The following is a 26638-nucleotide window of genomic DNA, read 5'->3' on the forward strand; positions in this document are numbered from 1 at the left end:
TAACAAATATAAAAACTATTTTTGGCAATGCGATACTTTTGATTAAAAAATTAGGGTTGTGTTTTTGTTAAAACCAAAAGCCTAAACTAAACCAAGTAAAGTGGGTTTTTACTTGTGGTGAATACGATTGTTTAATTTCTAGTGGCCCAATTACGGTTTGAAAACCATACCCCAATGCATACCCCGATTTTAAAGGTTGTGTAAACCAATCGTTGTACTGAAACATTGCGTTTTGTAAGTGCATGTAGTTGGCCGTTAAGTTTATATGGTGTTTTTTGTAAAACAAATAATCAACTTTTAGTGCTGTTTTTAAGTAGGTGTTGGCGTTTAAACTTAAAAAATCGTATCCAAAAAAAAGTTTTATGTTGCTTAATGACTGAAAGCCGTAACCGCCTAAAAAGTAATTAAGATTAGGTGCTGGTAAACTACCAACGGTAATGCCAATATCGCCTTTTACTTCGACCGAAAATTTATTAAAAAATGTTTTTACAGTACCTAATTCTGCATTTATTTGGGTAAAAGGTTCAAAATTTTGGTTGTAATTGGTTGAAAAAAAAGTGTGTTTTACTTCGGTATTAAAATTCAAACCTTTTGTAGGGAAGTATTTATTGTCATATGTATCTAATACAAGGGTAAAAAACGAACTTGCGTAATGACTTTTATCTAACCAGTTTTTTGTGAGATTTACATTGTTTATATCTACAATTTGAAACTTGTGTTCAAGCCCTAAACCTACTAAAAATTTGTTGTTGTAGTAACTTTGTACATACAACCTGTTAGATAAATCGGTGTAAGCTGTATTATAAGTTTCTAGTTTTAAAAATTGATCTGTTATAATTGGTTTTTGATTGGTTAAAACGTTGTATTTGAATTTGTTAAAACGACTTTGAGCCCCAAAACTCCATCTTAATCCATTGTCTATAAAATAGTTAAAGTTGTATCGTAAGTTATCGCCAAAAATAAAATCAAACGAAGCAACATCGTTCTTAAAAAGTAATTTTTTTTGGGTAATGTTTACCAATGCCGCACTTTTGTAAAGATTGTCAAAATGCAAACCAAACTTTAAAAAGCGGTTTACGGTATTTTCTTTTAAATTTAAAACTAAGTAATCGCCTTCTTCATCATTACCTTTTTCAAAATGGTAATTAATACTGCTGAAATTTTGTGTAGCATTAAGGTTTGTAATGCCATTTTTTAATTCGTTAAATGATACACATTGATTTTTAAAATAACCTAGTTTACCAAAAACGTAATCTTTGTTGTAATTTTTTAAATGGTTGAATTTAACTTCTTTAATAGGTAAATCATCGTTTAAAATGTAATTAGGAAGTTTATTTTTTTTGTGGTTGCTGCTTATTTTTTGTAATTCGGATATTTTTTCATTTGCGGCATCAATTCCCTTTTGAATAATTTCTGAACCCTTATCAAATGTAACCACAGAATAGTTCGAAATATCTGGTTTAATATAAATATTGGTCTGATTGATTTTAGTATTCATGCCTTGATACATACTGTAATTGGCAATTTGCATAAGTACATCAAAAACGCCTTTAATATCGTTGCGGTTTTTAATACCATCTTGTACATCAACCCCAATAATAATATCAACTCCTTTTTTTTGCAGTTCTTCAATTGGGTAATTGTTTACCACACCACCATCAATTAGTAATCTATCGTTAATTTCTACGGGTGTGTACAACGATGGAAATGCGCCACTAGCTAAAATACTTTGCGCTAAATTCCCTTTTTCTAAAACCACAGCTTCGCCAGTAACTACATCGGTAGCCACACAAAGAAAAGGAATGGGAAGTTTTGTGAAATCATTTTCAAACCGAACATGTGCTAAAAGTTTGTGCATTAAATTGTAATTGTACATACCCTTTGAAAGCGCAACAGGACTGCCAATTTTAAAATCGTTAAAGGGTAATTGTAATGCGTAAATTTCATCGTTTCGTTTTTCGTAAAACGATTTTGAATTCCTTGGGATATAATCTTGAAGTAAAGCATCAGAATCTACCGTATTAAAAATAGAGTCTATTTGGTTAGCAGTGTACCCCGATGCATATAAACCGCCAATAATAGCCCCCATGCTGGTTCCAGCTATATAATCAACTTTAACGCCTTGTTGTTCTAAAACCTTTAAAACGCCAATGTGTGCTAAACCTTTTGCACCACCGCCACTTAAAACCAAACCTACTTTAGGTTTTTGCTGACAATAAGCCGCAAAGCCAAAGCTTATTATTAGAAGATTTGTTATTAAGGTTTTAAGCATTTTTTTGATTTGATTTTAAAAAGTACGTTTTTTTGATTTGTATCAAATTTACTAAAAAACACAAAAGCTTTAATAGGTTTGTTTGTTAATTATTAGTTAGATGTTTTTGGATTTTATTGGTTGATACTATTCGGTTTTTAGGTGCGCTATTTTTGGTGAATGGGGGTAATGTTAGGGTGTGTTTTTTTGCTTCGGCTGTATAAAAAGCTTCTTTTGTTCTGTGGTCGTTTTCAACCAAATTAAAAACCGTATTAAGTAGCGGTTTATTTATTAATAGTTGAATGTTCTTTAGAATGGTTTCTAAAAAAACAATGTTAACAGGTTCGTTGCCATCGCTAATTTCTGTTTTTTTAGCAAGGTGAATTACTGGGTGTCTGTTGCCGCCAATTAAACCACCTAAACGTAAAATTGTTGCTGTAAAGGTAGGTTGGTTTAAAAATGTATCTTCAATATTTTTTAAAAGATTAACTTTTTCAATATCGGTATTTAAATGGCTATTTTCGGTAACTAATCCAGTGCAGTTTTGGTAAATACCTGTTGAACTGCAAATAATTACTTTTTTAATACCTTGTTTTTCTATTTCGTTTGCTAAAGTTTTAAAAATATTAATAGGTTGAGGTGTTAAAGTGCAAACTAAAACATCGATATTTTTAAAAAAATTAAGTTCACCGTTAATTGTGTCGTTGGTTGCAGAAACAACGAAAGCATTAATGCCCGTTGCATGTAAAAGTTGTTTTTTTTCAGTGCTAGTTACCGAAACTTTAACGTTGTGATTATTGTTTTGTAATGAATGGGCAAGTGCGCTACCAAGCCAACCTGCGCCTAAAATGGCTATATTCAATTATTTTAATTTTCTTAATTTATACAAATCTAATCTACGGTCTTTTTTAATGCGAACACTACCTAATTCGTGTAATTCTTTTAAAGCATTTAGTTCAACATCAACAATCAAGGTCATTTCGGTATTTGGAGTAGCTTCGGCCTTTACACCATTGTTTGGAAAAGCAAAGTCAGATGGAGTAAAAACGGCAGCTTGCCCGTATTGTATATCCATGTTGTTTACTTTAGGTAAATTACCTACACAACCTGTAATAGCTACATAACATTCGTTTTCTATAGCACGCGCTTGTGCACAACTACGTACACGGGTATACCCGTTTTGGGTATCGGTTAAATAGGGTACAAAAAGTATTTCCATTCCGTCTTCACTCATTAGTCGTGAAAGTTCTGGAAATTCAACATCATAACAAATAATAATGCCAATTTTACCACAATCGGTGTCAAAAGTTTGTATTAGATCGCCGCCTTGCATGCCCCAGTATAAACGTTCGTTAGGTGTAATGTGAATTTTTCGGTACATTTCAGACGATCCATCGCGTTTACACAAAAAACCTACGTTGTACAATACATTATCTTCTAAAAAAGGCATACTACCTGTAATGATGTTTATATTGTATTGAATGGCAAATTCTTGAAAGCGTTTGTGAATAGTATCGGTATATTTTGCTAATTCACGTATAGCTTCAGATTCTGATAAGTGGTTGTAATCGGCCATTAAAGGGGCAACAAAAAGTTCTGGAAAAGTAGCAAAATCACTTTCATAGCCCGAAACAGCATCGATAAAAAACTCGGCTTGGTCAAAAAACTCTTGCAAATTGTTTAAAGGACGCATTTGCCATTGAATTAAGCCTAAGCGCACTAAACTTTTTTTAGTGTTTATTAATACAGGTGATTTATCGTACGAAATGTTGTTCCATTCTAATAAAACAGCGTAATCACGTGAATCGTGGTCTCCTTCTAAATAGTTGCGAAGTAGCCTTTTAATGTGAAAATCGTTATTTACTTGGAACGATATTACGGGGTCGTGAATTTCTTTAGTTTTAACCTTATCTAGGTATTGTTTTGGTGTTAAATCTTTAGCAAAGTTGCGGTAATTAGGTATACGCCCAGCAAAAATAATTGATTTTAAATTTAATTGTTCGCACAATTCTTTACGACCATCGTACAAGCGACGCCCAAGACGTAATCCGCGGTAATCGGGATGAATAAAAACATCAATTCCATATAAAACATCACCGTCTGGATTGTGTGCTTTAAATTTGCTATCGGTAATAATATCGTTGTATTTGTGGTTAGATAATGCCAAGCTTTCATCAACAATTAACGATAAAGCAGCACCTACAACCTTGTCATCTACAACAATTACAATTTGACCTTCGGGAAAAATTTTTAACAAGCGTTTAATTTCTTCTTTTTTCCAATAAGGATCTTCCACGCCTTCTTCGTAGGCTTGTTGCATAGAGTTTTTTAAACCTATATAGTCTTCAATTTCTAGATTGCGTAATTCAACTTTATTAATCTGCATTTAACTTTCTTTAATGTAATAAAGTTACTAAAAAATGCTGTTTTATCTAAAAAAATCTGAATAAAGGTCGGGTTGTAAATGGCGAAAACGACCAAGGAATTGAAATGAAAACCAATATAAAAACAACTAAATAACCCCAAAATAAGTAGTTAAAACCTTTGGTTGAGTTTATGAATTTTTTGCTTTTGTGTATAATAAAATTAAAAACTAAAATGCTTAAAATCATCATGAAAGGATGTTCTAAGCCGAAAAAACGAATTTCGCGCCATTTTACAGCTTGGTTTATTTGCGACCAAAAAGCTTGTACCATGGGGCTTTTAGTTAATATTATTAAACCAATTACAAATTGTATGTTTAATAAATGCTTTATAACATTAAACCAAAAATAATGTTTGCTTGTATAAATGTTTTTTTGCGATTTATTTATAAAAACAGATCCAATACCTAATAAAAGCGCAACAATTACCACCCAGCGCATTATTGAATGAATAATTAATAAATTTTGAAACATACCACAACTTAAATTTTAAGTAAATTTATTAAAAATAAGTCTAAATTAAGATGATAGAAGAGTTTAAAAATTACAAATCAAAAAGTGAAATTAAAAAAACAAATTGAAGTTCATTTTTAATATGTTATTTTTGAAAAAAATAAATTCATGATACAATCTAAATTAAGCAACACTGCGTATTTATACAGTATATTAATATTAAGTTTTCCGGTTGCAACCGCTTTTATTGTAAATAAGTTTTTGGGTATGTTTCAAGATAATTGGCACTGGGGGTTAACTGTTTTTTTATTGCTGTGCGGTTTGGTAAGTATTTTTGTAATTATTTGGGGCTTTTTTGTAGAAATGAATTTACGTATGGCTGTAATTAAAATTACCAAAGATACTATTGAAGTGAAACAACTTCTAGGTTTTGGTACCAAACGTGTTTTTAATACAAACGATATTGATGGTTTTGTAATTCGCGATTTTAAACAGCGCGCGCAATACCATGAATACTGCTATTTAATTAAAGATAACAAAGCAATTGCGGTTTTTTCAAGTTTATACTATAAAAATTACATGCAAGTGCGTAACGAAATGCAACAGCATTTAAAATTGTTAAAATAGGGTAGTTGTATTTTTTAATTCAGACTGTTTTTTAGTATCTTTAAAACAAAAATGGGCAAAAATTGTTTAGAATGTGGTGAAAAAATTATGGGTCGTGAAGATAAGAAATTTTGTAACGATGCCTGCCGTAACACCTATAATAACAAATTAAATAAAGATACCAACAACTATATGCGTACGGTAAACTATACGTTACGCAAAAATTACCGTATTTTATGTGAAAATAATCCAGAAGGAAAAACTAAAACAACTAAAAAGAAACTAATAGATTTAGGTTTTGATTTTACTTTAATAACATCGGTTTATACCACAAAGGCTGGAGTAACTTATTATTTTGTGTACGATCAAGGATATATGTTTATAGAAAACGATTGGGTTGTTTTGGTAAAAAAATCTACTTAATAAACTATTAAATCAATTAAATATTTTAGTAAAAATTATACACTTGTTTTTTTAAATTACTATAAATTTTATCTTAAATAATGTATTTTGGTACATTTTTAATATTTTTTGTGAAAGGTGTAGTTTTTTTTATCTACCTTTGTAAAGAATTTATTACAAGGCTTTTGTATTTGCCTCTTCTGATAACAGTTTAAAGACATTTTTTCTCACTCAGTTTTGCTTTTTTCAGTTGCCACATTTTATTTTAAGAACAATAGTTGGCGAAATCTGATAAAGTACACCCTTAGATTTACTATTTTTAATAAAAAATAAACAAAATTTTCAACTATTAATTGCGTTTTTTTAAACAGAATAATTCGTAATTAATAAAATTAAAAATATTAACTACTTTACAAGTAAAGTATATTGCTACAGCTATAAATAAAGTTGTTAAATATCTTCGCTAAAAAAGTACTTCAGTAATAATGTATATAATTCTTTGTTGCTGAAAATTTACAAATACCGGTAGTCCGGTAATATGATTATGAATTTCAAAGATTTAGAAATTATACAGCCCATAATGAAAGCTGTAACAAAAGCCGGTTATAGTAAGGCAACCCCAATACAATATAAAACAATACCCTATATTTTAAACGGAAACGATGTAATAGGTTGTGCACAAACTGGTACAGGTAAAACCGCATCATTCGCAATACCAATTTTACAATTACTTACCCAAAACAAAGCTACAGTTAAGCAAGGTATTCGTGCGCTAATTTTAACCCCAACACGTGAATTAGCAATTCAAATCAGCGATAATTTTGAAACATACGGTCAGTATTTACCAATAAGTTATTTAGCAATTTTTGGTGGTGTATCGCAAGTAAACCAAGTAAGCCAATTGCGTAAGGGCGTAGATGTGTTAATTGCAACACCGGGTAGGTTGCAAGATCTTATTAACCAGGGGTGTATAGATTTGCGAACACTAGAAATTTTTGTATTAGATGAAGCAGATCGTATGCTAGATATGGGTTTTGTGAACGATGTAAAGAAAATCTTAAAAAAAATACCTAGTAAAAGACAAAGTTTATTATTCTCTGCAACAATGCCTTCAGAAATTAGAAGTTTTGCACATAGCTTTTTAATAAATCCTGTAGAAATTAACGTAACGCCTATTTCATCAACCGCAAAAAGCATCAACCAAAGTGTTTGTTTTGTTGAAAAAGCAGAAAAGTTAAATTTATTAATCTCTATTCTAGAAAAGCATTCCATTAAGCGGTCATTAATTTTTTCACGTACAAAACACGGAGCTGATAAATTGGTGAAGCAATTAATGAAGCAAGGTATACAAGCAGCTGCAATACATGGTAATAAATCACAAAACGCGCGTCAAAACGCATTAGAAAATTTTAAGAATAACCGCATAAGGGTATTAATTGCAACCGACATTGCAGCCCGAGGTATAGATATTGACGAATTATCACATGTTGTAAATTATGAACTTCCAAACGTTCCTGAAACCTATGTGCACAGAATTGGGCGTACAGGCCGAGCTGGGAACAATGGAACGGCAATTTCCTTTTGCGATAACGAACAAAAGAAAGACTTAAAAAGTATTCAAAAATTAATTGGTTTTAAAATACCAGAATACACTTTAACAACCTAAAATTTAAAACTTAAAAAAGGATATAAAATATGGCAGATTCTTTTTCTAAAAAAGAAAATAACAAGAAAAAAACAAAACGCTTACAAGACAAACAACTTCGTCGTGAAGATCGTAAAGCAAACAATAACAAAGGCAAAAGTCTTGAAGACATGATTGTTTATGTTGATGTAAACGGAAATTTTACTTCGGTACCTCCACATTTGCAAAATAAAGAAGAAGATTTGGCTAAAGCAATGAAAAAAAGCAAATCGCAACAAGTTGATTCTGAAACCGTTTTTGTTGGTATTGTTACACATATAAGCGATAAAGGGTACGGTTTTATTACCGAAGAAAAAACAGGCGAAAGTGTATTTTTTCACATGGGGCAAGCAATTGTAGAAGTGAAAAAACACGAAAAAGTAAGCTTTAAAAAAGAATTAACCCCCAAAGGTTTTAGAGCCATTGATATAAAAAAATAAACAAATAATTAATTTAATACATAGAAACGATGCAAGAAGGCACTGTAAAATTTTTTAATGAATCTAAAGGATTTGGATTTATTACACAAACAAATACTAATGAAGATATTTTTGTTCATACAAGTGGTTTGGTAGATAGAATACGCGAAAATGACAACGTTGTTTTTGATACAGAACAAGGTAGAAAAGGAATCACTGCTGTGAATGTAAAAAGAAAATAATTTTTACTAAAATAATAAAAAGGATATTCATTTTTGGATATCCTTTTTTATTTAAAACGTGTAAACAAAAGCATTTACATTCATACCAGCACCAACCGAAGCAAATAAAACAACATCGCCTTTATTAAGGGAGTGGTTTTCAAGTTCGTTGTTTAAAAGCATGGTTAATAAGGTAGGAATGGTAGCAACGCTGCTATTGCCTAATTTATGAATAACCATAGGCATTATGTTTGCAGGCACAGGCTTATTGTATAATTTATAGAAACGATTTACAATGGCTTCGTCCATTTTTTCATTTGCCTGATGAATAATAATTTTAGAAAGTTGATCAATTGTATATCCACTTTCATCAAAACATTTCTTCATGGCGCCAGGAACATTTAAAAGCGCAAACTCGTAAATACGTCTCCCTTCCATTTTGATATATCTAATGTTTGCACTGCTTTTGGTGTTAAAAGATTTTCCAAAATATAAATAGTCTTTTTCTTTAAAAGTAAACGAAGCCGATAAGTGCGATTGTATCCCCACTTTGTTGTTGCTTACATCTAAAATAGCAGCACCAGCACCATCAGCATAAATCATGCTGTCTCTGTCATGAATATCAACTACACGTGAAAGTGTTTCGGCGCCAATAACTAAACAGCGTTTTGCAATGCCTGCTTTAATAAAGCAATTCGCTTGTATCATACCTTCAATCCAACCAGGGCAACCAAAAATTACATCATATGCAACGCAAAAATTGTTTTTTATGTGCAATAAATTTTTTACTCTTGCAGCCAAGCTAGGAACCATATCGGTTTGTATAGTTCCAAAACGTACATCTCCAAAATTATGAGCAAAAATAATATAGTCAATTGTTTCAGGATCAATACTTGCGTTTTCAATGGCTTTTTTAGCAGCTAAAAAACCAATATCCGATGCAACTTGGTCTTTATCGGCATATCTTCTTTCTTCAATACCAGTAATTTCTTTCAGTTTATCAGCAATAATAGCATTACTTTGTAACAATGCATCGCCGTTTTCGTCTAAAAAATGATGGTTGTCAAAAAATAGATTCGTAATAGTTTGTGAAGGTATGTAGTTTCCTACGCCAATTATTTTACTTGTCATTTAGTATTTTTTCATTTTACAATATACTTTATTCGTAAGGTATACTCGTAATTAGTTTATAAATATACTAATTTGTAATGAATTAAATTCAATTTAGCTTAAAATAAAAGGAATAATAAGTTGGTTTTTAATTAGGGTTACTTTTGTTTAATATATAAAACAGTTTAAAAAAAAATTTTATTCTAAACCGTTTCGCTTTTTAATTTCAAAACAGCAATTAAAGCAAACAATCCTGCAAAAATGCTAATAAAAGCCGCAAACGGAAAAAAGTACAAATATTCTACAACGCCAAAAAATAAGTAAGCAATACCCATACTTGCCAAAATAGGTTTAGCTAATTGTTTATTAGTTTGTAAATGGTTGGCAACATTCCAAAGTATTAAAATGCTCATTCCAAATACACCAAAAAGCATAATGCTGTAGCCGTTAAAATAGTCGGCCATGCTTTTGGTTGCGCCCATAAATTCTGCACTATTGCCTTTCATTACTTTAACTACGTGGTACAAAGGCCCGGTTTCATCGTCCCAGCCCATATGGCCACCTGTATGCCCTAATAAATGAATAAAAATAAAAATAGCCGAAAGGCGTGTGAATAGTTTTGATGTAATTTTCATGTTTTATTTTTTTCTAAAAAGCGTAAATTAAAAGTACAATAATTTTTTAATTGCAAAATGTTTTTTTGATGAAAACAGTTTGTTGAAGTAAGCCTACTTTGTGCTAAATTATTCAAAGCTAAAGTTGTACCTTTTGTGTCTTTAATTGTTAAAAAGAATGATTGATTATATTTGATGAAATTATTTTAAAAAGTGGCTCAAAGTCTGGAGGTTTTGTGTAGCGAGGTTTAAATTGTAAAAAACTATGAAATACTATTTTATGTGTCTCTTTGTTATCTTTTTCTCTTGCGAAAAAGTAGATTGTAATAGATTGTCAAAAATAAAAAGAGATTATGAATGCTTATTAATTGTTAAACAATTAAATGATTCGCTATCAGTTTATAATTTTGATATTGAGGGTGTAAGTTTGAAAACAGGAAATGATACTAAAAAAAATTAGTGGCTTTTTCTATTTTAAAACCTATGATTCCATTTTCTTCTATAGCATTCTTCAATCTTTCAGATATATAAACGTTATTGTCAAAAGGTAAAAAGGTAAACATATCTAACTCGCTGTCAAAATTATCCGATAAAGCTATTTTATCTAGTCTTGCACCGAAAGAAGCTTCTGTATCTTTGGCTTTTAATTCTTTGTAATGTTCGTAAGATTTTAATTGTATAGTACCTTTTATGGTAGCCCATTTTTTTTCGAGAAAAATACTATTTTTAAAATCTAATTCTTCTGTTAATTGTGGTTCTGTAAGATGTAACCAAAAATAAGCTAAGATTTCTGCTTTTTGTGTTTCAACAGAAGCATCAAAATATTGATGTCTCATTATATTGAATTTCTTAAATATATCTTTAGTTTTTGAGTTTATTAGAAAACCTGTTCCGCCACCTATTGTAATGTCTTTTAAAGTGTCTGTTAATACAGCTCTTTTTTTTAATTTAAATTTTAAATTAGGTTTGGGGTCAAAAAGATGCCAAGAAGTAATTAGATGAGCTTGATGCATTGTTAAGCAGTCTACTTGTGGGTAATCTTTACCTACAATTTTGTCATCTAAATCATTCTTCAAAATATAATAATTGTTCATGAATTTTTAATTATGATTATGTTTTGTTTTATAGAGCAGCTATGTTTTTGCTATAAAATACTTGCTTTTTTGGAGCATTAATATTTTTAAAAAGTATTGATAAAAACAAAAAGAGCTTAAAATCAGTTTGATTATAAGCTCTTTTCTGTACCTGAGGTGGGAATCGAACCCACACTCCGAAGAACACGAGTTTGAGTCGTGCGCGTCTACCAATTCCGCCACTCAGGCTTTTTGCTTGAAATTGTGAGTGCAAATGTAAGTACATTTTCAATTAAAACAAATAAAAAGCAAAAAAAATGCAAGTAACATCAATTTTATTTTTAAATTTGCACCCACAATACAACAACAATAATAACTACTAAACTAATTAACAATGAGTTACTTTGAGCCTGAAGCAAAGGTGTTTGCGTGTTCGCAGAGTAAAGAATTAGCAGAAGAAATTGCAAAGCATTACGGTGTAGAGCTAGGTAAAGTTACCTTTTCACATTATAGCGATGGGGAATTTCAACCTTCATTCGAAGAATCTATTCGTGGATTACGTGTATTCTTAGTGTGTTCTACCTTTCCTAGTGCCGATAATTTAATGGAATTATTGTTAATGTGCGATGCGGCTAAACGCGCGTCAGCACGCCATATTACCGCTGTTATTCCTTATTTTGGATGGGCACGTCAAGATCGTAAAGACAAGCCTCGTGTGCCAATAGGTGCTAAATTAGTAGCTAAAATGTTAGAAACAGCAGGTGCAACACGTGTAATGACTATGGATTTACACGCCGATCAAATTCAAGGGTTCTTTGAAAAACCAGTAGATCACTTGTATGCATCAACCATTTTCTTACCTTACGTACAATCATTAGGTTTAGAAAATTTAACCATTGCATCACCAGACATGGGCGGTTCAAAGCGTGCTTATGCGTATGCAAAATATTTAGAAAGCGAAGTAGTAGTTTGTTACAAACAACGCAAAAAAGCAAACGTAATTGATACCATGGAACTTATTGGCGATGTAAAAGGCCGTAATGTTATTTTGGTTGATGATATGATTGACACAGGCGGTACACTTGCAAAAGCAGCCGATGTAATGTTAGAACGCGGTGCCTTAAGCGTACGTGCAATTTGTACACATGCTATTTTGTCGGGCAATGCTGTAGAGAAAATTGAAAATTCATCTTTAACAGAATTAATTGTAACCGATTCTATACCGCTTAAAAAACAAAGTAACAAAATTCGCGTATTAAGCTGTGCTGGTTTGTTTGCCGATGTTATGCACATGGTACAAAACAACACATCGATAAGCGATAAATTTATCATGTAATTTTTTATTAATTTTTATATATTTAAAATGAAATCAATTTCAATTAAAGGACAAGAAAGAGAAAGCGTAGGTAAAGTAGCTACTAAAGCCGCACGTAATGCTGGATTGGTTCCTTGCGTAGTTTACGGAGGAGAACAACCAGTACATTTTACAGCTGAAGAAAAAGCGTTTAAAAACTTGGTGTACACTCCAAACGTACATACAGTTGCTGTTGATTTAGGTGGTAAAACTATTGACTGTGTTTTACAAGATATTCAGTTTGATCCAGTATCAGACAAAATTTTACACATTGACTTTTTCCAATTACACGCAGACAAAGAAATTACTATGGAAGTGCCTGTAAAAGTAGTAGGTAACAGTAAAGGTGTTATGGCTGGTGGTGTATTACGTTTAAACCAACGTAAATTAAAAGTACGTGCTTTACCTGCTAATTTACCTGATTTCGTAGAAGCTGATATCACTGAATTAGAAATGGGTAACAAATTATACGTTACTAAATTACCAACTAACAACTTTAAATTGTTACACCCAGATAATACAGTTGTTGCTCAAGTACGTATCTCTCGTGCGGCTATGAAAGCTGCTCAAGAAGCTGCAAAAGCAGAAAAAGGTGCAAAAAAGAAAAAATAATCTATTTTCTTATACACAAAAGCCTTCGAGAAAATCGAAGGCTTTTTTTGTGCTTTATTTTTATCATGACAAACCCTTCGGGCCGGGCTTTCAGTTACAATCTTTTTGTTCGTTCCTAACAAAAAGGATTTTCACTTCACCCGAGGCTTTGGCCGAACTGACCGAAGGTAATCCCTTTTGCAAAAAAAAAGCCATTCTCGGTTAAGAATGACTTTTAGTTTATATTAAAATTTGGTTTATTATTCAATCTCCGAAACACGTACAGTGTTTACCATACCTTTTTCGTTTAAAGGCATCGATGCTAAATTAATGGTATAATCGCCTTCATTAACGTAATTGTTTTCTTTGGCAATTTTATTAATGTCTTCAATAGTAACATCGGTACTTTCGTATTTATCGTACCAAAATGCTGTAACGCCCCAAAGTAAATTTAATTGCGTAAGCATGTGTTTGTTTGATGTGTATGCTAAAATATGCGCATTAGGGCGCCATGCTGATATTTGAAAAGCAGTGTACCCTGAATTGGTTAACGTATTAATAACTTTAGCCTCAATATCATTTGCCATAATAGCCGCATGGTAACAAATAGATTTGGTTATAAAACGCTTGGTTTTAATTTTAGGGTCGTTAACGGGTAGCTTTATTAAGTCGGAATTTTCAACACTTTCAATAATCTGCGTCATTTTTTCAATTACCTGTACAGGATAATTACCAACCGATGTTTCACCTGAAAGCATTACCGCGTCGGCACCGTCCATTACCGAGTTTGCTACGTCGTTCACTTCGGCACGTGTAGGGGTTAAGCTGGTAATCATGGTTTCCATCATTTGTGTAGCAATAATAACCGGAATTCGAGCGTATTTTGCTTTATGAACCAATTGTTTTTGAATTAATGGAACTTCTTGTGCGGGTATTTCAACACCTAAATCGCCACGAGCCACCATTAAACCATCGCAATGCGATACAATTTTGTTGATGTTTGCAACCGCTTCGGGTTTTTCAATTTTTGCAATAATTGGAATTTTATGGTCGGAATTTTGTTCAATCAATAAACGTAAATCCTCTAAATCCTCTTCAGTTCTTACAAACGATAATGCAATCCAATCTACACTTAATTTAATGGCAAAAAGTGCATCTTTTATATCTTTTTCGGTCAATGCTGGTAAAGATACTTTGGTGTTGGGTAAGTTTACTCCCTTTTTAGATTTTAACGGACCGCCTTGTACAACAACTGCTTTTACTTCATGCTCACGGTCTGTTTCTAAAACATTAAAAATTAGCTTTCCATCGTCAAGTAAAATACTTTCGCCAGGATTTACGTCCTGAGGAAAACTTTTATAGGTCATGTACACTTTTTCAGCTGTTCCTAAAAATTCTTCTTTGGTAGAAAAAGTAATGATATCGCCTTTTTTAAGTACAACTTCATCTTTCATAACTCCTACGCGCAATTTAGGTCCTTGTAAATCGGCTAATATCGATGTGTTGTAATGAAATTCGTTATTTAATTCGCGTATAATGCGTACTTTGTCTTCAATATCAAAGTAATCGGCATGCGAAAAGTTAATTCTAAAAACATTCACACCTGATTCTATCATTTGTTGAATAATTTCTTTGGTGCTACAAGCCGGCCCTAAGGTTGCGACTATTTTTGTTTTTTTACGTGGTAACATATTAAAAAATTAAATTTTTTTGTGATTTTGTACTTAAAGTATCCATTTCAATAATAAATTGAGTGGAAATGTTTTTTATAGTTTGAATTTTTTCCAACAACTCTTCTGTATTAAATAAAAAATCTATGTTTTCTATTAAAATAAAAAAGTCAATGGTTTTCCACTCGGGTATTAAATAATTTGTTGCGTAAAAACCTTCGTCGTTACTGTTAAATAACGAAAAATTCACGTTTTCACTATTTTCAACAAAGTTCGATTTGTTTTCAAACAGCCGCCAAATTAAATGATTTTTTTGATCGTGGTAATTAAAACTTCTAAAAAAAGCAGTTCCGTTATCGTTTATTGATATTTCGGGGATTACTTTTTTAAAATGAACACCTAATTGTTTGTTTAAGCAATATGCCATTTTATAATCGGGCATGTTAGATTTTAATGCAATTAAAACAATATCATCGTTATAAGTATCGTCGTCATATAACTTGTGTATTATTTCCGTTGTATTTTTCTTAGGTGGTGTCATTTTTAACAAAAATACAAAATTTAAATCTGTTTATATGAATAGTTTACATATTTAATGTTTTTTTAATACATATAGGCATGATATGAATTAAAAAAAGATTGATTGAATTAACGTATTATGTTTTAATTTTTATAGGAAGTTACATTTTATTTTGCAGGGCAAAGTAAGCACGTTGAGCAGCTTTTTCTTCGGCTTTTTTCTTACTTGTAGCACGGCCACGTGCAATTTCTACATTGTTAAAGTATAATTTAATGCAAAAATGCTTAACGGGATCTTTGCCGTTATCGTCGCAGTTTTCAAATTTAAAGCTGTGTTTGTTTTTTTGGCAGTATTCTATGAACAAACTTTTGTAGCTTGAAATTTTGTTTTCTAAATGTTCTAAATCTTTAAAATCAATTAAAATGTTCTTAAAGATAAATTTTTCGCAAGCTGTAAAACCTACATCTATATAAATGGCGCCAATTAATGCTTCAAGTAAATTGCCGTTTATGTTATCGCCAAAATTAGTAACTTTTGCTTTTGATTGTACCAGTTTTATAAGTTGTAGTTTTTTGCCTATGCTGTTTAGGAAGTTACGGTTTACAATTTTAGAACGCATTTGGGTTAAGTAACCTTCATCGCCTTTAGGTGCATTTTTGTATAAAAAAGCAGCTATTACAAGGCCTAAAACAGCATCGCCTAAAAATTCTAAACGCTCGTAATTTAAAGCATCGCCATTAATGGTTGTTTTGTTTAACGACCGGTGTGTACAAGCGGTTTCAAACAACGTAATGTTTTTGGGTTTGTACCCAATTATTTTGGTAATGTTAGAATAAAAAATCCCACTATTGGGTATAGGGGATTTTTTATTCAATATTTTTTTAAACCAATTCATGGTTTAGCTTTCTAATTTTTTTACCAACACACAAGCGTTGTGACCACCAAATCCAAAAGTGTTGCTCATTAATACTTTTACATCACGTTTTTGTGCTTTGTTAAACGTAAAATTAAGCTTAGGATCAATGTTTTCATCATCGGTAAAATGATTGATTGTAGGTGGAATTATACCGTGTTTTAAAGCTAAAATACACGAAATAGCTTCAACAGCACCTGTAGCACCAAGTAAATGCCCGGTCATAGATTTTGTTGAATTTAAATTCATAGTGTATGCGTGTTCGCCAAAAACTTCTAATATAGCTTTTGATTCTGCAATATCGCCTAATGGTGTAGATGTTCCGTGCATGTTTACGCCATCTACATCGGTAGGTTTTAAACCAGCATCGCGTAAACAGTTTAACATTACATTTTTGGCACCTAAACCTTCAGGATGTGGAGCTGTAATGTGGTGTGCATCTGCAGACATTCCACCGCCGCCAACTTCACAATAAATATGGGCACCACGTGCAACTGCATGCTCGTATTCTTCTAAAACCAAAGCACCTGCTCCTTCGCCTAAAACAAAACCATCGCGACCTTTATCCATTGGTCGTGATGCAGTTGTAGGATCGTCGTTGCGTGTAGATAAAGCGTGCATAGCGTTAAAACCGCCAATTCCGGCAATTGTAACTGCAGCTTCAGATCCACCCGTAACAATAACATCGGCCATACCTAAACGAATGTAATTAAATGCATCTATAATTGCATTTGTTGATGATGCACAAGCAGAAACGGTAGTGAAATTTGGTCCACGTAATCCGTATTTCATTGAAATTAATCCACCAGCGATATCGGCAATCATTTTAGGAATAAAAAACGGGTTAAATTTAGGTACACCGTTTCCTTGGTTAAAGTTTGTAACTTCGTCTTGAAAAGTTTGTAAACCACCAATGCCAGAACCCCAAATAACACCTGCGCGATCTAAATTTAAAGTTTCAAAATTAAATTTAGCATCTTCCATAGCTTCGGTTGCAGTAACCATAGCATATTGGGTGTATTTGTCCATTTTGCGTGCTTCTTTCTTGTCGATAAATTCTTCAACATTAAAGCCTTTAACTTCACAAGCAAACTGTGTTTTAAAGTTAGAAGCGTCAAAATAGGTAATTGGCGCTGCGCCGCTTACTCCGTTAATAAGCCCGTTCCAAAAAGCTGAAACGTTATTTCCAATAGGAGTTAGGGCACCTAAACCAGTAACAACAACTCGCTTCAAATTCATATACGTATATTTTTAATTAAAAAAATAAAACCCAAGTTTCAAGACAAAAGAAACATTGGGTTGCTATAATTTTATAGATTTTAAATCTAAAATTAATCTTAACTTAAAAAAGGTAAATAATAACACCTGCGTAATATTGCTATTGCGCAGGCATATTAGTTATTATTTTTTAGCCTCTTCGATGTAAGAGATAGCTTGACCAACAGTAGCAATGTTTTCAGCTTGATCGTCTGGGATTTGAATGTCAAATTCTTTTTCAAACTCCATGATTAGCTCAACAGTGTCTAATGAATCAGCTCCTAAATCGTTTGTGAAGCTTGCTTCTAATACAACTTCGTTTTCGTCAACTCCTAATTTGTCAACGATAATTGCTTTTACTCTTGATGCAATGTCTGACATAATCTTTTCTATTTTTTAAGTTTAATTGATGTGGCAAAAATATAAAACTTTTATTTAATACCACATTTTTAATTGTTTTTGTAACTGCGAATTTAAAAAAAATAATTTTAATTGAATATTTTTTTCGAATTTTGTGCGAATTAATTTCAATATTCAATTTTAAAATTAAACAAAACAAAAGGGTAATCGTATGAAAAACATTGTGTTAATGGCATCTGGGTCGGGTAGTAATGCCGAAAATATTATTCGTTTTTTTAACAAAAACAATATATCGTGTAATTTTCATATCATTACTAATAAAAAAGATGCTTTTGTGTTAGAACGTGCAAAAAACCTAAATGTTCCGGCTGAAGTTATTTCCAAAAAGCAAAACGATGAGGGTGTTTTGTTTGATAGAATTAAAGATATAAACCCCGATTTAATTGTTTTAGCAGGTTATTTGTTGTTGTTTCCTGCACAAATAGTAAAAATGTTTCCCAATAAAATAATAAATATTCACCCAGCGTTATTGCCAAAATTTGGTGGTAAAGGTATGTACGGTAATTTTGTACACGAAGCAGTTGTTACTAATAACGAAATCGAAACGGGCATAACTATCCATTACGTAAGTGAAGAGTACGATGAAGGCGCTGTTATTTTTCAGGCAAAAACAGATGTTACTGCAACGGATACCCCATTAGATGTTGCTGCAAAAGTACATGAATTAGAGTATGAGCATTTTCCGAAAGTAATTGCGAAGCTATTAAATTATTAAAGCGATGTTCCAACGCCAATAAGTATTTCACTTATAAAACCTTCGGCATCTTCGCGATTTAACAAACGGCGAATGCATTTTTCGCTTAACCACAGTTTAATAACATCGGTTAGAATATTTTCAGGATCTTCAAAAATTATACAATCGGCTTTGGTGCGTACCTTAGCCGTTTTTTTGCTTTCAACTTCGGTAATTTCTAAGCGATTGAATAAAGGTTTCGAAAATTTGTAGTGTTTTTCTAAATTCAGATTGTTTTTATCGTAACTGCCAATTTCAAATGATAACGAATCATCAACAGCAAAAACAACACCATCTTCAAAAGCGTAGTAATCGTTTATAATACGTTTGTTTTTTAAATCAATATCGGTATGGTTGTAATCGTGGCTGTCCCAAAGGCGTGCAAGGGTATCGTTTGGTATATCAAAGTAAATAGTATCGTTTTGTAAATATTGTGCGTTTGCAAAACAAGCTGTTAAAAACATTATAAAGCCAAAAACATTTTTCATAAGATAAATTTTATCAAAACTACCAAAAAAAATGCCAAAATAGAATTGTATTTTTGCAGAAATAAAACTACATGCAACCCGAAATTCTTTTATATACCGATGGATCATCACGCGGAAACCCAGGACCGGGAGGCTATGGTGTGATACTTCATTTAAACAACACCAAACATTTTAAAGAACTTTCTAAAGGGTATCGCAAAACAACTAATAATCGTATGGAATTGTTGGCGGTAATTGTAGGTTTAGAAGCTTTAACAAAAGATAATTTAACGGTTTTGGTGGTTTCAGATTCTAAATATGTAGTAGATTCAGTAGCTAAAGGATGGGTTTTTGGTTGGGAAAAAAAAGGATTTGCAGGTAAAAAAAATCCCGATTTATGGCAGCGCTTTTTAAAGATTTACCGCAAACATAAAGTTAATTTTCAGTGGATCAAAGGGCATAACAACCACCCCATGAATGAACGTTGCGACTTTTTGGCCGTGCAAGCATCAAAAGAGTCAAAATTATTGATTGATGAGTGGTACGAGCAAAATGAAAATTAAACTATATTAACAAGTGATAAAGTTGCTTGTGTATTAGTTGGTTTCGTATTATCTTTGCATCTTCATTTACATACAACTATATGAACAAATTATTAATTGTAGGAACGGTCGCTTTTGATGCAATTGAAACTCCTTTTGGTAAAACCGACAAAATTTTAGGCGGAGCCGCTACTTATATAGGCCTTTCGGCAGCACATTTTAATGTAAAGTCGGCAATTGTTTCTGTAGTTGGAAACGATTTTCCACAAGAATACTTAAGCTTATTAGCCAATAAAAATATCGATATTTCTGGAATAGAAGTTGTGAAAGACGGAAAAACTTTTTTCTGGAGTGGATTGTATCATAACGATTTAAATTCGCGCGATACCTTAGATACCCAATTAAACGTATTGGCCGATTTTAACCCTGTTGTTCCTGAAAATTTTAAAGATGCCGACGTAATTATGCTTGGAAACTTACATCCAAACATACAAATAAGTGTATTAGATCAACTTACAGCGCAACCAAAGTTAGTGGTTTTAGATACCATGAATTTTTGGATGGATTGTGCATTAGATGAGCTTAAACAAGTTTTAAAACGTGTAGATGTACTTACAATTAACGACGAAGAAGCACGCCAATTATCAGGTGAATACTCATTGGTAAAAGCAGCCGAAATTATACATACCATGGGGCCAAAATACGTTGTTATTAAAAAAGGCGAACACGGTGCGTTATTGTTTAATAACACACAAGTGTTTTTTGCACCTGCTTTACCTTTAAAAGAAGTTTTTGACCCAACAGGTGCTGGTGATACTTTTGCGGGTGGTTTTTCGGGCTACTTAGCGCAACAAGGCAACATAACGTTTCATAACATGAAAAACGCCATTATTCATGGCTCAAATTTAGCATCGTTCTGCGTTGAAAAATTTGGAACCGAGCGTATGGAACAATTAAATAAAGAAGAAGTAAACAACCGTTTACAACAATTTAAAATGCTAACACAGTTTAATATTGAACTAGCAGAATAATTACGAAAGCCCTTTTTACGGGCTTTTTTTGGTTTAAAAACAACACAACAACATATAACAATGAGCGACGCTATAAAACACGAATGTGGTATTGCACTTTTACGATTAAAAAAACCATTATCATTTTACAAAGAAAAGTACGGTTCTAGCTTTTATGCTATTCAAAAAATGTATTTGCTAATGGAAAAACAACACAACCGCGGACAAGATGGTGCCGGTTTAGCAAGTATTAAATTAGATATGGAACCGGGTGAACGCTATATTAGTCGTGTGCGTTCTAATAAAACATCGCCTATACAAGATATTTTTGCCCAAATTAACGGTCGTATTAACGATGAGTTAGAACAAAATCCTGATTTAGCAAACGATACCGATGCTTTAAAAAAACACATGCCTTATTTAGGTGAAGTTTTTTTGGGACACGTACGCTATGGTACTTTTGGTAAAAATAACATTGAAAGTGTACACCCATTTTTACGTCAGAATAATTGGATGCATCGCAACCTAATTGTAGCAGGTAATTTTAATTTAACAAATGTAAAAGTGTTGTTTGACGATTTAGTGCGCCTTGGGCAACACCCTAAACAAATGGCCGATACTGTTACAGTTATGGAAAAAATTGGTCATTTTTTAGACGATGAAGTAGAAGATTTGTACTTTGACTTACGCGATAAAGAAGGGTTAACTAAAAAAGAAGCATCGCCAGTCATTGGTGAACGTTTAGATATTGCACGTATTTTACGCCGTGCATCAAAAAACTGGGACGGTGGTTTTGCAATGGCTGGTATGATTGGTCATGGCGATGCGTTTGTGTTGCGCGATCCAGCAGGTATTCGTCCAGCTTTTTATTATGAAGACGATGAAATTGTTGCTGTAGCATCAGAACGTCCCGTAATTCAAACCGCATTTAATGTGCCTTTTAACGATATTAAAGAGTTAGATCCAGGTAAAGCAATCATAATAAAGAAAAACGGAAATGTTTCGTTTGAACAAATTTTAGAACCGTTACAGCGCAAAGCGTGTTCGTTTGAGCGTATTTATTTTTCACGCGGTAACGATGCGTCTATATATCAAGAACGCAAAATGTTAGGTAGAACCATGATGCCTATGATTTTGAAAGAATTAAATAACGATGTTGAAAACGCTGTGTTTTCATACATTCCTAATACAGCCGAAGTTTCGTATTTTGGTATGGTTGAAGGTGCAAATGAATTCTTAAACAAACAAAAAACCGAACGTATTTTAGCTTTGAATGGCGATTTATCGCCAGAAAAAATAAACGAAATACTATCTAAAACCATTCGTTCAGAAAAAATTACCATTAAAGATGCTAAGTTGCGTACTTTTATTACCGACGATAGCAACCGTGATGATATGGTAGAACATGTGTACGATGTTACATATGGTGTGGTAAAACCAACCGATACGTTAATTGTAATTGACGATAGTATTGTGCGTGGAACTACCTTAAAAAAATCGATTGTAAAAATGTTAGATCGATTAAATCCTAAGAAAATAATTGTAGTTTCTTCGGCTCCGCAAATTCGTTACCCAGATTGTTACGGAATTGATATGGCTAAAATGGAAACTTTAATTGCTTTTAATGCTACACTTGAGTTGTTAAAAGACCGCAATATGTATCATATTATAGATGAGGTTTATGCAAAATGTAAAACACAAGAACATTTACCTGATGAGCAAGTTGTTAATTTTGTAAAAGAAATTTACGCACCGTTTACCGATGAAGAAATTTCTGATAAAATTTCAGAAATGTTGCATCCAGAAACCGTAAAGGCCGATTTAAAAGTAATGTTCCAAACAGTTGAAAACTTACATGTTTCGTGTCCTGATAACCTAGGCGATTGGTATTTTACAGGAAATTATCCAACAGCAGGTGGTAACCGTGTTGTTAACCGCGCTTTTATGAATTTTGTTGAAGGAAAAGACGCAAGAGCGTATTAAGATTATAAAATGTATATATAGAAAAGCATCAAGTGAAAATCTTGATGCTTTTTTTGTTTTGTAAAACTTTGGTATTTAGTTGTTTGTGATTTTTAAGACTCAATTATTAAATTTTGGCACGGCAATTGAAATACATTAATCAAACAACAAAAAAAATAGAAATCATGAGAACATTAATTACACTAGTAGTATTAGCTTTAGGATTAAGCGGATTTGCACAGCAACGCCAAATGGTTAGAACCGATGACAACAGACATCAAAACCGTTACGAACAAAACTATAAAAACAACCATTACGGTAAATATACTTTTGATAGATTAAACCTTACCGTACGTCAAGAACGTATGTTGGTTGATATATTGAAAGACAAACAAAACGAAGAGCGTTATATTGTTAGAAAATACAGAAATCCAGAGCAAAAATTGCGTATGCTAGACCGTGAGTACGATCGTAAAATTCAAAATCTGTTAAGCAGATCACAATACGATAAATGGAGTAGAATTTACGCTTACCAATACGATGCTTATACAAACAAACACTGGTCATAACATAACTATTCATTTTTTAAGTTAAAATCTCGATGCTAATGTAATTAGTAATCGAGATTTTTTTATATTTAATGCAATTAAAATCAAATGTTTATGAAAAATATAGTTGTTGTTTGTATGGTTATTTTTCTTAGTTTTAACGCACAAGCGCAAGAAAAAACATCTGTTGAAAGTAAAAAAACAAAAAATGAAGCTTGTAAAATAAGTGAAATAGGTGAAGTTAAAATTTATCTATGTGTTAAATTAAATGGAAGCGAAGTAGAGTTGCCTGCTTACACTAAAGATAAAATTAAAATAAAAGATGGTCATTCTTATGCAAACGAAGTTATGGACGAAATGGAAAAAAATGGTTTAGAAATTACCAAATTCGATATTTATTGGACATCGGAGAGTTTAAAGAAAGATAAACAAAAAAATCCAAACTAAATAATGTGTAATTTTAAGTTACTTACCGCAGTTTTAAAAAATCGGCATAAAATATGTTAGTTGTTATTATATAATTTTAAACAAAAAATCATGAAAAATTTAGTTATTGCAATGGCTTTGCTATTTTCGGTAGCAGGCTTTAGTCAAACCAAAGAAACCCAAAAACAAGAATTAAAACGCACTGAAAAAAGTGCCAATGAAAACCGTGAACGCCGAAATGCAAAACACGAAAAGCGTGACAGAGGGCAAGCGCGTGAAGATGGTTTTATGAATAGATTTAAAGATTTAGGACTTTCTGATGAACAACACAAAGCCATAAAAGAAATTTTTGAAGGCGAACGTGAAAATATGAAACATAACGGCGGTAGATTTAGAGGCGAAGGCAATGATAATAGTGAAGGTTTTAACGATGAAGATAGAAGCCAAATGCGTGAAAAAATGAAAGAACGCAGACAAGCAATTGATGAAAAAGTTAAGAAAATACTTACAGCTGAACAATATGCTAAATTTAAAGAACAGCAGCAAGAACGTATGAAAGAATTTAGAAATAGATAAAAATAGCGAACCAACCGGTTCGCTATTTTTTTAAGGTATTACAAACTTTACCTATAAGTAAATTATTTATTCATTAAATCTTCAATCTCGGCAGCTTCTAACGGAATGTTTTTCATTAAATTCAAAGGCAATCCTTGGTTTTGAATCACATAATCATCTTCTAAACGAATGCCGAAACCTTCGGCAGGAATGTAAAAACCTGGTTCTATAGTAAATACCATTCCTTCAACAAATTTATCGGTTAAAATGCCGTAATCATGTGTATCTAAGCCCATGTGGTGTGATGTGCCGTGCATCATGTATTTTTTGTAAGCAGGCCAATCAGGGTTTTCATTTTGTACATCGGCTTTGTCTAATAATCCTAAACCTAAAAGTTCCGACGTGTAAATTTTACCTAATTCTTTGTGGTAATCGTACCAATTGTTTCCAGGTGCTAACAAGGTTTCAGCAGCTTTTTTGCAACGTAAAACAGCATCGTACACTTCGCGTTGGCGTGAAGTAAATTTACCGCTAACAGGAATTGTTCTTGATAAATCTGATGCATAATTAGCGTATTCTGCAGCCACATCAAACAAAATTAAATCGCCCGCTTTGCACTGTTGGTTGTTTTCAATATAATGCAACACATTTGCATTGTTGCCACTAGCAATAATTGGCGTGTAAGCAAAACCTTTTGAGCGGTTGCGTAAAAATTCATGAGCAAATTCCGCTTCAATTTCGTATTCCCAAACACCCGGCTTAACAAAATCTAAAATTCTGCGGAACCCTTTTTCGGTAATGTCGCAAGCTTGTTTAATTAAAGCAATTTCTTGAGGTTCTTTAACCGAACGCAAACGCTGTAAAATAGGGTTTGAGCGTAAGTATTGATGTCCTGGATAATCGTTTTTTAATTTTTTAATCAAACGGTCTTCACGTGTTTCCGTTTCAACTGCAGCACGGTAGTGTTCGTTGTTGTTAATGTACACATTTTCTGCTTCCACCATCATTTTTCTGAAAATAGTAGGAAAATCAGACAACCAATACACCGTTTTAATACCTGAAACTTCAAAAGCGCGGTCTTTAGTTAATTTTTCGCCTTCCCAAATGGCAATGTGTTCGTTGGTTTCGCGTAGAAATAAAACTTCGCGGTGTTTTTCTTCATAAGCATCAGGAAAAAGAACCAGGATAGATTCCTCTTGATCAACACCCGATAAGTAAAAAATATCGCGATGTTGTGCAAATGGTAAAGTAGAATCGGCAGAAACCGGATAAATGTCGTTAGAATTAAATACAGCTAAGCTTTTTGGAGCCATTTGACCAACAAACTTTTCACGGTTTTTTATAAAAAGATTTCGGTCTATTTGATGATATTTCATAGTTTTGAACTTTATGACTTAAATTTTATCAAATTTACATACTTATTTCTGTTTCATCAATTTAAAAAATATAAAATCTTATGAAATTACTTACGATCGTTTTGTTTTTAAGTGCTTCTTTTTTGCATGCTCAAGTACAGCCTTACAAAATATTTAATTCAAATGGTAAAGAAGTTTCTTTGAAAAAAATGAATAAAGAACTTCAAAAAGCCGATGTGGTAATTTTTGGCGAACTACATAACAACACCATTGCGCATTATTTACAAGTAAAAGTGGCTAAAAACTTACATGCAAATACAAGTAAAAAACTTATAATTGGTGCCGAGATGTTTGAACGTGATCAGGCATTAATTCTTCAAAATTACGTTAAAGGAAATCTTGACGATAAGGAATTTGAAAAACAAATGCGTTTGTGGAATAATTATAAAACCGATTATAAACCACTTTTAAAATTTGCTAAAGAACACAATATAAACTACGTAGCAACCAACGTTCCACGCCGCTATGCAAGTATGGTTTTTAAAAAAGGAGTTGAAGCTTTAGATACGTTATCTGTTGAGGAAAAATCATGGATAGCACCATTGCCTTTTCCGTATGATAAAAATTTGCCTGGGTATGTAAAAATGCTAAAAATGTTTGATGATAGCATGCATGCTAACGAAAACTTCCCAAAATCACAAGCCATTAAAGATGCAACCATGGCTCATTTTTTGTTACAAGAAAGCAAACCAAACAGCTTGTTTTTGCATTTAAATGGTGCGTATCACAGCGATAATTTTGAAGGAATTGTGTGGTATGTTAATCAATATAATCCTACTAAAAAGGTGCAAACTATAAGTGTGGTAGAACAAGAAAATGTAGCAAAAATTGAAAAAGAAAACCTAAAAAAGGCACATTTTATAATTGTAGTTGATAAAGACATGCCTCACACTTATGAATAAAAGTAAAGTTTATATACAAATTTGTTTAAATTGATTATAAATAGTAAAATAAACTAATTAACATTTTTTTTGTTTTTATAATTAGCTGTATTTTTGT

General features: G+C 32.3%; 29 protein-coding genes and 1 tRNA gene. 15 read left to right on the top strand and 15 right to left on the bottom strand.

Going from position 1 to position 26638, the window contains the following annotated elements; all coding sequences use genetic code 11:
- Positions 1-67: 67 nt before the first annotated feature.
- The 4 genes from P3875_RS09995 to P3875_RS10010 all read right to left on the bottom strand — a co-directional run bounded on the left by P3875_RS09995 (position 68) and on the right by P3875_RS10010 (position 5148).
- The gene (locus tag P3875_RS09995; RefSeq protein ID WP_303443824.1) at positions 68-2272 is read right to left on the bottom strand and encodes a patatin-like phospholipase family protein; all 2205 of its coding nucleotides are present in this window, start codon (positions 2270-2272) and stop codon (positions 68-70) included.
- Positions 2273-2357: 85 nt separating this feature from the next.
- Complete coding sequence (locus P3875_RS10000) at positions 2358-3113, bottom strand: NAD(P)H-binding protein (protein ID WP_303443825.1); 756 nt, start codon at positions 3111-3113, stop codon at positions 2358-2360.
- Positions 3114-4637 (bottom strand): bifunctional GNAT family N-acetyltransferase/carbon-nitrogen hydrolase family protein, encoded by a 1524-nt coding sequence (locus P3875_RS10005; protein WP_303443827.1) that lies wholly within the window; start codon positions 4635-4637, stop codon positions 3114-3116.
- A 46-nt stretch (positions 4638-4683) separates the two neighbouring features.
- On the bottom strand, positions 4684-5148 hold the full coding sequence (locus tag P3875_RS10010) for a hypothetical protein (RefSeq protein ID WP_303443828.1): 465 nt from the start codon (positions 5146-5148) through the stop codon (positions 4684-4686).
- A gap of 147 nt (positions 5149-5295) precedes the next feature.
- On the opposite strand from P3875_RS10010, the gene P3875_RS10015 reads away from it, so the two are divergent.
- From P3875_RS10015 to P3875_RS10035, 5 genes are all read left to right on the top strand, one after another.
- The gene (locus P3875_RS10015) at positions 5296-5754 is read left to right on the top strand and encodes an ABC transporter permease (protein WP_303443829.1); all 459 of its coding nucleotides are present in this window, start codon (positions 5296-5298) and stop codon (positions 5752-5754) included.
- A gap of 51 nt (positions 5755-5805) precedes the next feature.
- Complete coding sequence (locus P3875_RS10020; protein ID WP_303443830.1) at positions 5806-6156, top strand: hypothetical protein; 351 nt, start codon at positions 5806-5808, stop codon at positions 6154-6156.
- A 523-nt stretch (positions 6157-6679) separates the two neighbouring features.
- On the top strand, positions 6680-7801 hold the full coding sequence (locus tag P3875_RS10025; RefSeq protein ID WP_303443831.1) for a DEAD/DEAH box helicase: 1122 nt from the start codon (positions 6680-6682) through the stop codon (positions 7799-7801).
- 29 nt (positions 7802-7830) lie between these two features.
- Positions 7831-8259 carry a cold shock domain-containing protein gene (locus P3875_RS10030; RefSeq protein WP_303443832.1) on the top strand — a complete coding sequence of 143 codons (429 nt, stop codon included), beginning with the start codon at positions 7831-7833 and terminating at the stop codon, positions 8257-8259.
- 29 nt (positions 8260-8288) lie between these two features.
- Entirely contained in the window at positions 8289-8480 is a 192-nt protein-coding gene (locus tag P3875_RS10035) for a cold-shock protein (RefSeq protein ID WP_303443833.1), read from the top strand.
- 51 nt (positions 8481-8531) lie between these two features.
- On the opposite strand, the gene P3875_RS10040 is transcribed toward P3875_RS10035, so the two are convergent.
- The 4 genes from P3875_RS10040 to P3875_RS10055 form a co-directional block, all read right to left on the bottom strand.
- Positions 8532-9590, bottom strand: a complete 1059-nt coding sequence (locus P3875_RS10040) for a 3-oxoacyl-ACP synthase III family protein (RefSeq protein WP_303443834.1) — start codon at positions 9588-9590, stop codon at positions 8532-8534.
- Positions 9591-9772: 182 nt separating this feature from the next.
- The gene (locus tag P3875_RS10045) at positions 9773-10204 is read right to left on the bottom strand and encodes an LIC_13387 family protein (protein ID WP_303443835.1); all 432 of its coding nucleotides are present in this window, start codon (positions 10202-10204) and stop codon (positions 9773-9775) included.
- Between the two features lie 425 nt (positions 10205-10629).
- Positions 10630-11277 carry a hypothetical protein gene (locus P3875_RS10050; protein WP_303443836.1) on the bottom strand — a complete coding sequence of 216 codons (648 nt, stop codon included), beginning with the start codon at positions 11275-11277 and terminating at the stop codon, positions 10630-10632.
- A 148-nt stretch (positions 11278-11425) separates the two neighbouring features.
- A tRNA-Leu gene (locus tag P3875_RS10055) sits at positions 11426-11505 on the bottom strand.
- A 145-nt stretch (positions 11506-11650) separates the two neighbouring features.
- Between P3875_RS10055 and P3875_RS10060 the strand changes: the two genes are divergently transcribed.
- Both P3875_RS10060 and P3875_RS10065 read left to right on the top strand, forming a co-directional pair.
- Complete coding sequence (locus tag P3875_RS10060) at positions 11651-12592, top strand: ribose-phosphate pyrophosphokinase (RefSeq protein WP_303443838.1); 942 nt, start codon at positions 11651-11653, stop codon at positions 12590-12592.
- 27 nt (positions 12593-12619) lie between these two features.
- Positions 12620-13222: a 50S ribosomal protein L25/general stress protein Ctc gene (locus tag P3875_RS10065; protein ID WP_303443839.1), complete on the top strand. Its 603-nt coding sequence runs from the start codon at positions 12620-12622 to the stop codon at positions 13220-13222.
- A 239-nt stretch (positions 13223-13461) separates the two neighbouring features.
- Here P3875_RS10065 and pyk read toward each other — a convergent pair whose 3' ends face one another.
- From pyk to P3875_RS10090, 5 genes are all read right to left on the bottom strand, one after another.
- The gene (gene pyk / locus P3875_RS10070) at positions 13462-14892 is read right to left on the bottom strand and encodes a pyruvate kinase (RefSeq protein ID WP_303443840.1); all 1431 of its coding nucleotides are present in this window, start codon (positions 14890-14892) and stop codon (positions 13462-13464) included.
- Position 14893: 1 nt separating this feature from the next.
- On the bottom strand, positions 14894-15412 hold the full coding sequence (locus tag P3875_RS10075) for an IPExxxVDY family protein (protein ID WP_303443842.1): 519 nt from the start codon (positions 15410-15412) through the stop codon (positions 14894-14896).
- A 139-nt stretch (positions 15413-15551) separates the two neighbouring features.
- Positions 15552-16286: a ribonuclease III gene (gene rnc / locus P3875_RS10080; RefSeq protein WP_303443843.1), complete on the bottom strand. Its 735-nt coding sequence runs from the start codon at positions 16284-16286 to the stop codon at positions 15552-15554.
- A 3-nt stretch (positions 16287-16289) separates the two neighbouring features.
- Entirely contained in the window at positions 16290-17543 is a 1254-nt protein-coding gene (gene fabF, locus P3875_RS10085) for a beta-ketoacyl-ACP synthase II (RefSeq protein ID WP_303443844.1), read from the bottom strand.
- 162 nt (positions 17544-17705) lie between these two features.
- Positions 17706-17942: an acyl carrier protein gene (locus tag P3875_RS10090; protein ID WP_014082856.1), complete on the bottom strand. Its 237-nt coding sequence runs from the start codon at positions 17940-17942 to the stop codon at positions 17706-17708.
- A 190-nt stretch (positions 17943-18132) separates the two neighbouring features.
- Here P3875_RS10090 and purN point away from each other — a divergent pair, with 190 nt between their 5' ends.
- A complete protein-coding gene (purN, locus tag P3875_RS10095; protein ID WP_303443845.1) occupies positions 18133-18696 on the top strand; it encodes a phosphoribosylglycinamide formyltransferase in 564 nt (187 codons plus the stop codon).
- Here purN and P3875_RS10100 read toward each other — a convergent pair.
- Positions 18693-19202 (bottom strand): hypothetical protein, encoded by a 510-nt coding sequence (locus P3875_RS10100; RefSeq protein ID WP_303443846.1) that lies wholly within the window; start codon positions 19200-19202, stop codon positions 18693-18695. The genes purN and P3875_RS10100 overlap by 4 nt on opposite strands.
- 71 nt (positions 19203-19273) lie before the next feature.
- Between P3875_RS10100 and rnhA the strand changes: the two genes are divergently transcribed.
- The 6 genes from rnhA to P3875_RS10130 all read left to right on the top strand — a co-directional run bounded on the left by rnhA (position 19274) and on the right by P3875_RS10130 (position 24245).
- Positions 19274-19744 (top strand): ribonuclease HI, encoded by a 471-nt coding sequence (gene rnhA / locus P3875_RS10105; RefSeq protein ID WP_303443847.1) that lies wholly within the window; start codon positions 19274-19276, stop codon positions 19742-19744.
- Positions 19745-19824: 80 nt separating this feature from the next.
- Positions 19825-20754 (top strand): PfkB family carbohydrate kinase, encoded by a 930-nt coding sequence (locus P3875_RS10110; RefSeq protein ID WP_303443848.1) that lies wholly within the window; start codon positions 19825-19827, stop codon positions 20752-20754.
- A 60-nt stretch (positions 20755-20814) separates the two neighbouring features.
- Complete coding sequence (locus P3875_RS10115; RefSeq protein ID WP_303443849.1) at positions 20815-22716, top strand: amidophosphoribosyltransferase; 1902 nt, start codon at positions 20815-20817, stop codon at positions 22714-22716.
- Positions 22717-22880: 164 nt separating this feature from the next.
- Positions 22881-23264, top strand: coding sequence for a hypothetical protein (locus tag P3875_RS10120; protein ID WP_303443850.1), 384 nt, complete (start codon positions 22881-22883; stop codon positions 23262-23264).
- A 93-nt stretch (positions 23265-23357) separates the two neighbouring features.
- Complete coding sequence (locus P3875_RS10125; RefSeq protein ID WP_303443851.1) at positions 23358-23690, top strand: hypothetical protein; 333 nt, start codon at positions 23358-23360, stop codon at positions 23688-23690.
- 90 nt (positions 23691-23780) lie between these two features.
- Complete coding sequence (locus P3875_RS10130; RefSeq protein ID WP_303443852.1) at positions 23781-24245, top strand: Spy/CpxP family protein refolding chaperone; 465 nt, start codon at positions 23781-23783, stop codon at positions 24243-24245.
- A gap of 62 nt (positions 24246-24307) precedes the next feature.
- Here the strand turns inward: P3875_RS10130 and P3875_RS10135 are convergent, their stop codons facing one another.
- On the bottom strand, positions 24308-25600 hold the full coding sequence (locus P3875_RS10135; RefSeq protein ID WP_303443853.1) for an aminopeptidase P family protein: 1293 nt from the start codon (positions 25598-25600) through the stop codon (positions 24308-24310).
- 80 nt (positions 25601-25680) lie between these two features.
- On the opposite strand from P3875_RS10135, the gene P3875_RS10140 reads away from it, so the two are divergent.
- Entirely contained in the window at positions 25681-26541 is an 861-nt protein-coding gene (locus P3875_RS10140; protein WP_303443854.1) for a ChaN family lipoprotein, read from the top strand.
- The last annotated feature ends 97 nt before the right edge of the window (positions 26542-26638 follow it).

This window comes from Myroides sp. JBRI-B21084, from assembly GCF_030545015.1.
Taxonomy (GTDB): Bacteria; Bacteroidota; Bacteroidia; order Flavobacteriales; family Flavobacteriaceae; genus Flavobacterium.

Excerpts from the sequence above, each read along its gene's own strand:
- P3875_RS09995 (WP_303443824.1), bottom strand. The coding sequence starts at position 2,272 with ATGCTTAAAACCTTAATAACAAATCTTCTAATAATAAGCTTTGGCTTT.
- P3875_RS10005 (WP_303443827.1), bottom strand. The coding sequence starts at position 4,637 with ATGCAGATTAATAAAGTTGAATTACGCAATCTAGAAATTGAAGACTAT.
- P3875_RS10010 (WP_303443828.1), bottom strand. The coding sequence starts at position 5,148 with ATGTTTCAAAATTTATTAATTATTCATTCAATAATGCGCTGGGTGGTA.
- P3875_RS10015 (WP_303443829.1), top strand. The coding sequence starts at position 5,296 with ATGATACAATCTAAATTAAGCAACACTGCGTATTTATACAGTATATTA.
- P3875_RS10020 (WP_303443830.1), top strand. The coding sequence starts at position 5,806 with ATGGGCAAAAATTGTTTAGAATGTGGTGAAAAAATTATGGGTCGTGAA.
- P3875_RS10025 (WP_303443831.1), top strand. The coding sequence starts at position 6,680 with ATGAATTTCAAAGATTTAGAAATTATACAGCCCATAATGAAAGCTGTA.
- P3875_RS10030 (WP_303443832.1), top strand. The coding sequence starts at position 7,831 with ATGGCAGATTCTTTTTCTAAAAAAGAAAATAACAAGAAAAAAACAAAA.
- P3875_RS10035 (WP_303443833.1), top strand. The coding sequence starts at position 8,289 with ATGCAAGAAGGCACTGTAAAATTTTTTAATGAATCTAAAGGATTTGGA.
- P3875_RS10040 (WP_303443834.1), bottom strand. The coding sequence starts at position 9,590 with ATGACAAGTAAAATAATTGGCGTAGGAAACTACATACCTTCACAAACT.
- P3875_RS10045 (WP_303443835.1), bottom strand. The coding sequence starts at position 10,204 with ATGAAAATTACATCAAAACTATTCACACGCCTTTCGGCTATTTTTATT.
- P3875_RS10050 (WP_303443836.1), bottom strand. The coding sequence starts at position 11,277 with ATGAACAATTATTATATTTTGAAGAATGATTTAGATGACAAAATTGTA.
- P3875_RS10060 (WP_303443838.1), top strand. The coding sequence starts at position 11,651 with ATGAGTTACTTTGAGCCTGAAGCAAAGGTGTTTGCGTGTTCGCAGAGT.
- P3875_RS10065 (WP_303443839.1), top strand. The coding sequence starts at position 12,620 with ATGAAATCAATTTCAATTAAAGGACAAGAAAGAGAAAGCGTAGGTAAA.
- pyk (WP_303443840.1), bottom strand. The coding sequence starts at position 14,892 with ATGTTACCACGTAAAAAAACAAAAATAGTCGCAACCTTAGGGCCGGCT.
- P3875_RS10075 (WP_303443842.1), bottom strand. The coding sequence starts at position 15,412 with ATGACACCACCTAAGAAAAATACAACGGAAATAATACACAAGTTATAT.
- rnc (WP_303443843.1), bottom strand. The coding sequence starts at position 16,286 with ATGAATTGGTTTAAAAAAATATTGAATAAAAAATCCCCTATACCCAAT.
- fabF (WP_303443844.1), bottom strand. The coding sequence starts at position 17,543 with ATGAATTTGAAGCGAGTTGTTGTTACTGGTTTAGGTGCCCTAACTCCT.
- P3875_RS10090 (WP_014082856.1), bottom strand. The coding sequence starts at position 17,942 with ATGTCAGACATTGCATCAAGAGTAAAAGCAATTATCGTTGACAAATTA.
- purN (WP_303443845.1), top strand. The coding sequence starts at position 18,133 with ATGAAAAACATTGTGTTAATGGCATCTGGGTCGGGTAGTAATGCCGAA.
- P3875_RS10100 (WP_303443846.1), bottom strand. The coding sequence starts at position 19,202 with ATGAAAAATGTTTTTGGCTTTATAATGTTTTTAACAGCTTGTTTTGCA.
- rnhA (WP_303443847.1), top strand. The coding sequence starts at position 19,274 with ATGCAACCCGAAATTCTTTTATATACCGATGGATCATCACGCGGAAAC.
- P3875_RS10110 (WP_303443848.1), top strand. The coding sequence starts at position 19,825 with ATGAACAAATTATTAATTGTAGGAACGGTCGCTTTTGATGCAATTGAA.
- P3875_RS10115 (WP_303443849.1), top strand. The coding sequence starts at position 20,815 with ATGAGCGACGCTATAAAACACGAATGTGGTATTGCACTTTTACGATTA.
- P3875_RS10120 (WP_303443850.1), top strand. The coding sequence starts at position 22,881 with ATGAGAACATTAATTACACTAGTAGTATTAGCTTTAGGATTAAGCGGA.
- P3875_RS10125 (WP_303443851.1), top strand. The coding sequence starts at position 23,358 with ATGAAAAATATAGTTGTTGTTTGTATGGTTATTTTTCTTAGTTTTAAC.
- P3875_RS10130 (WP_303443852.1), top strand. The coding sequence starts at position 23,781 with ATGAAAAATTTAGTTATTGCAATGGCTTTGCTATTTTCGGTAGCAGGC.
- P3875_RS10135 (WP_303443853.1), bottom strand. The coding sequence starts at position 25,600 with ATGAAATATCATCAAATAGACCGAAATCTTTTTATAAAAAACCGTGAA.
- P3875_RS10140 (WP_303443854.1), top strand. The coding sequence starts at position 25,681 with ATGAAATTACTTACGATCGTTTTGTTTTTAAGTGCTTCTTTTTTGCAT.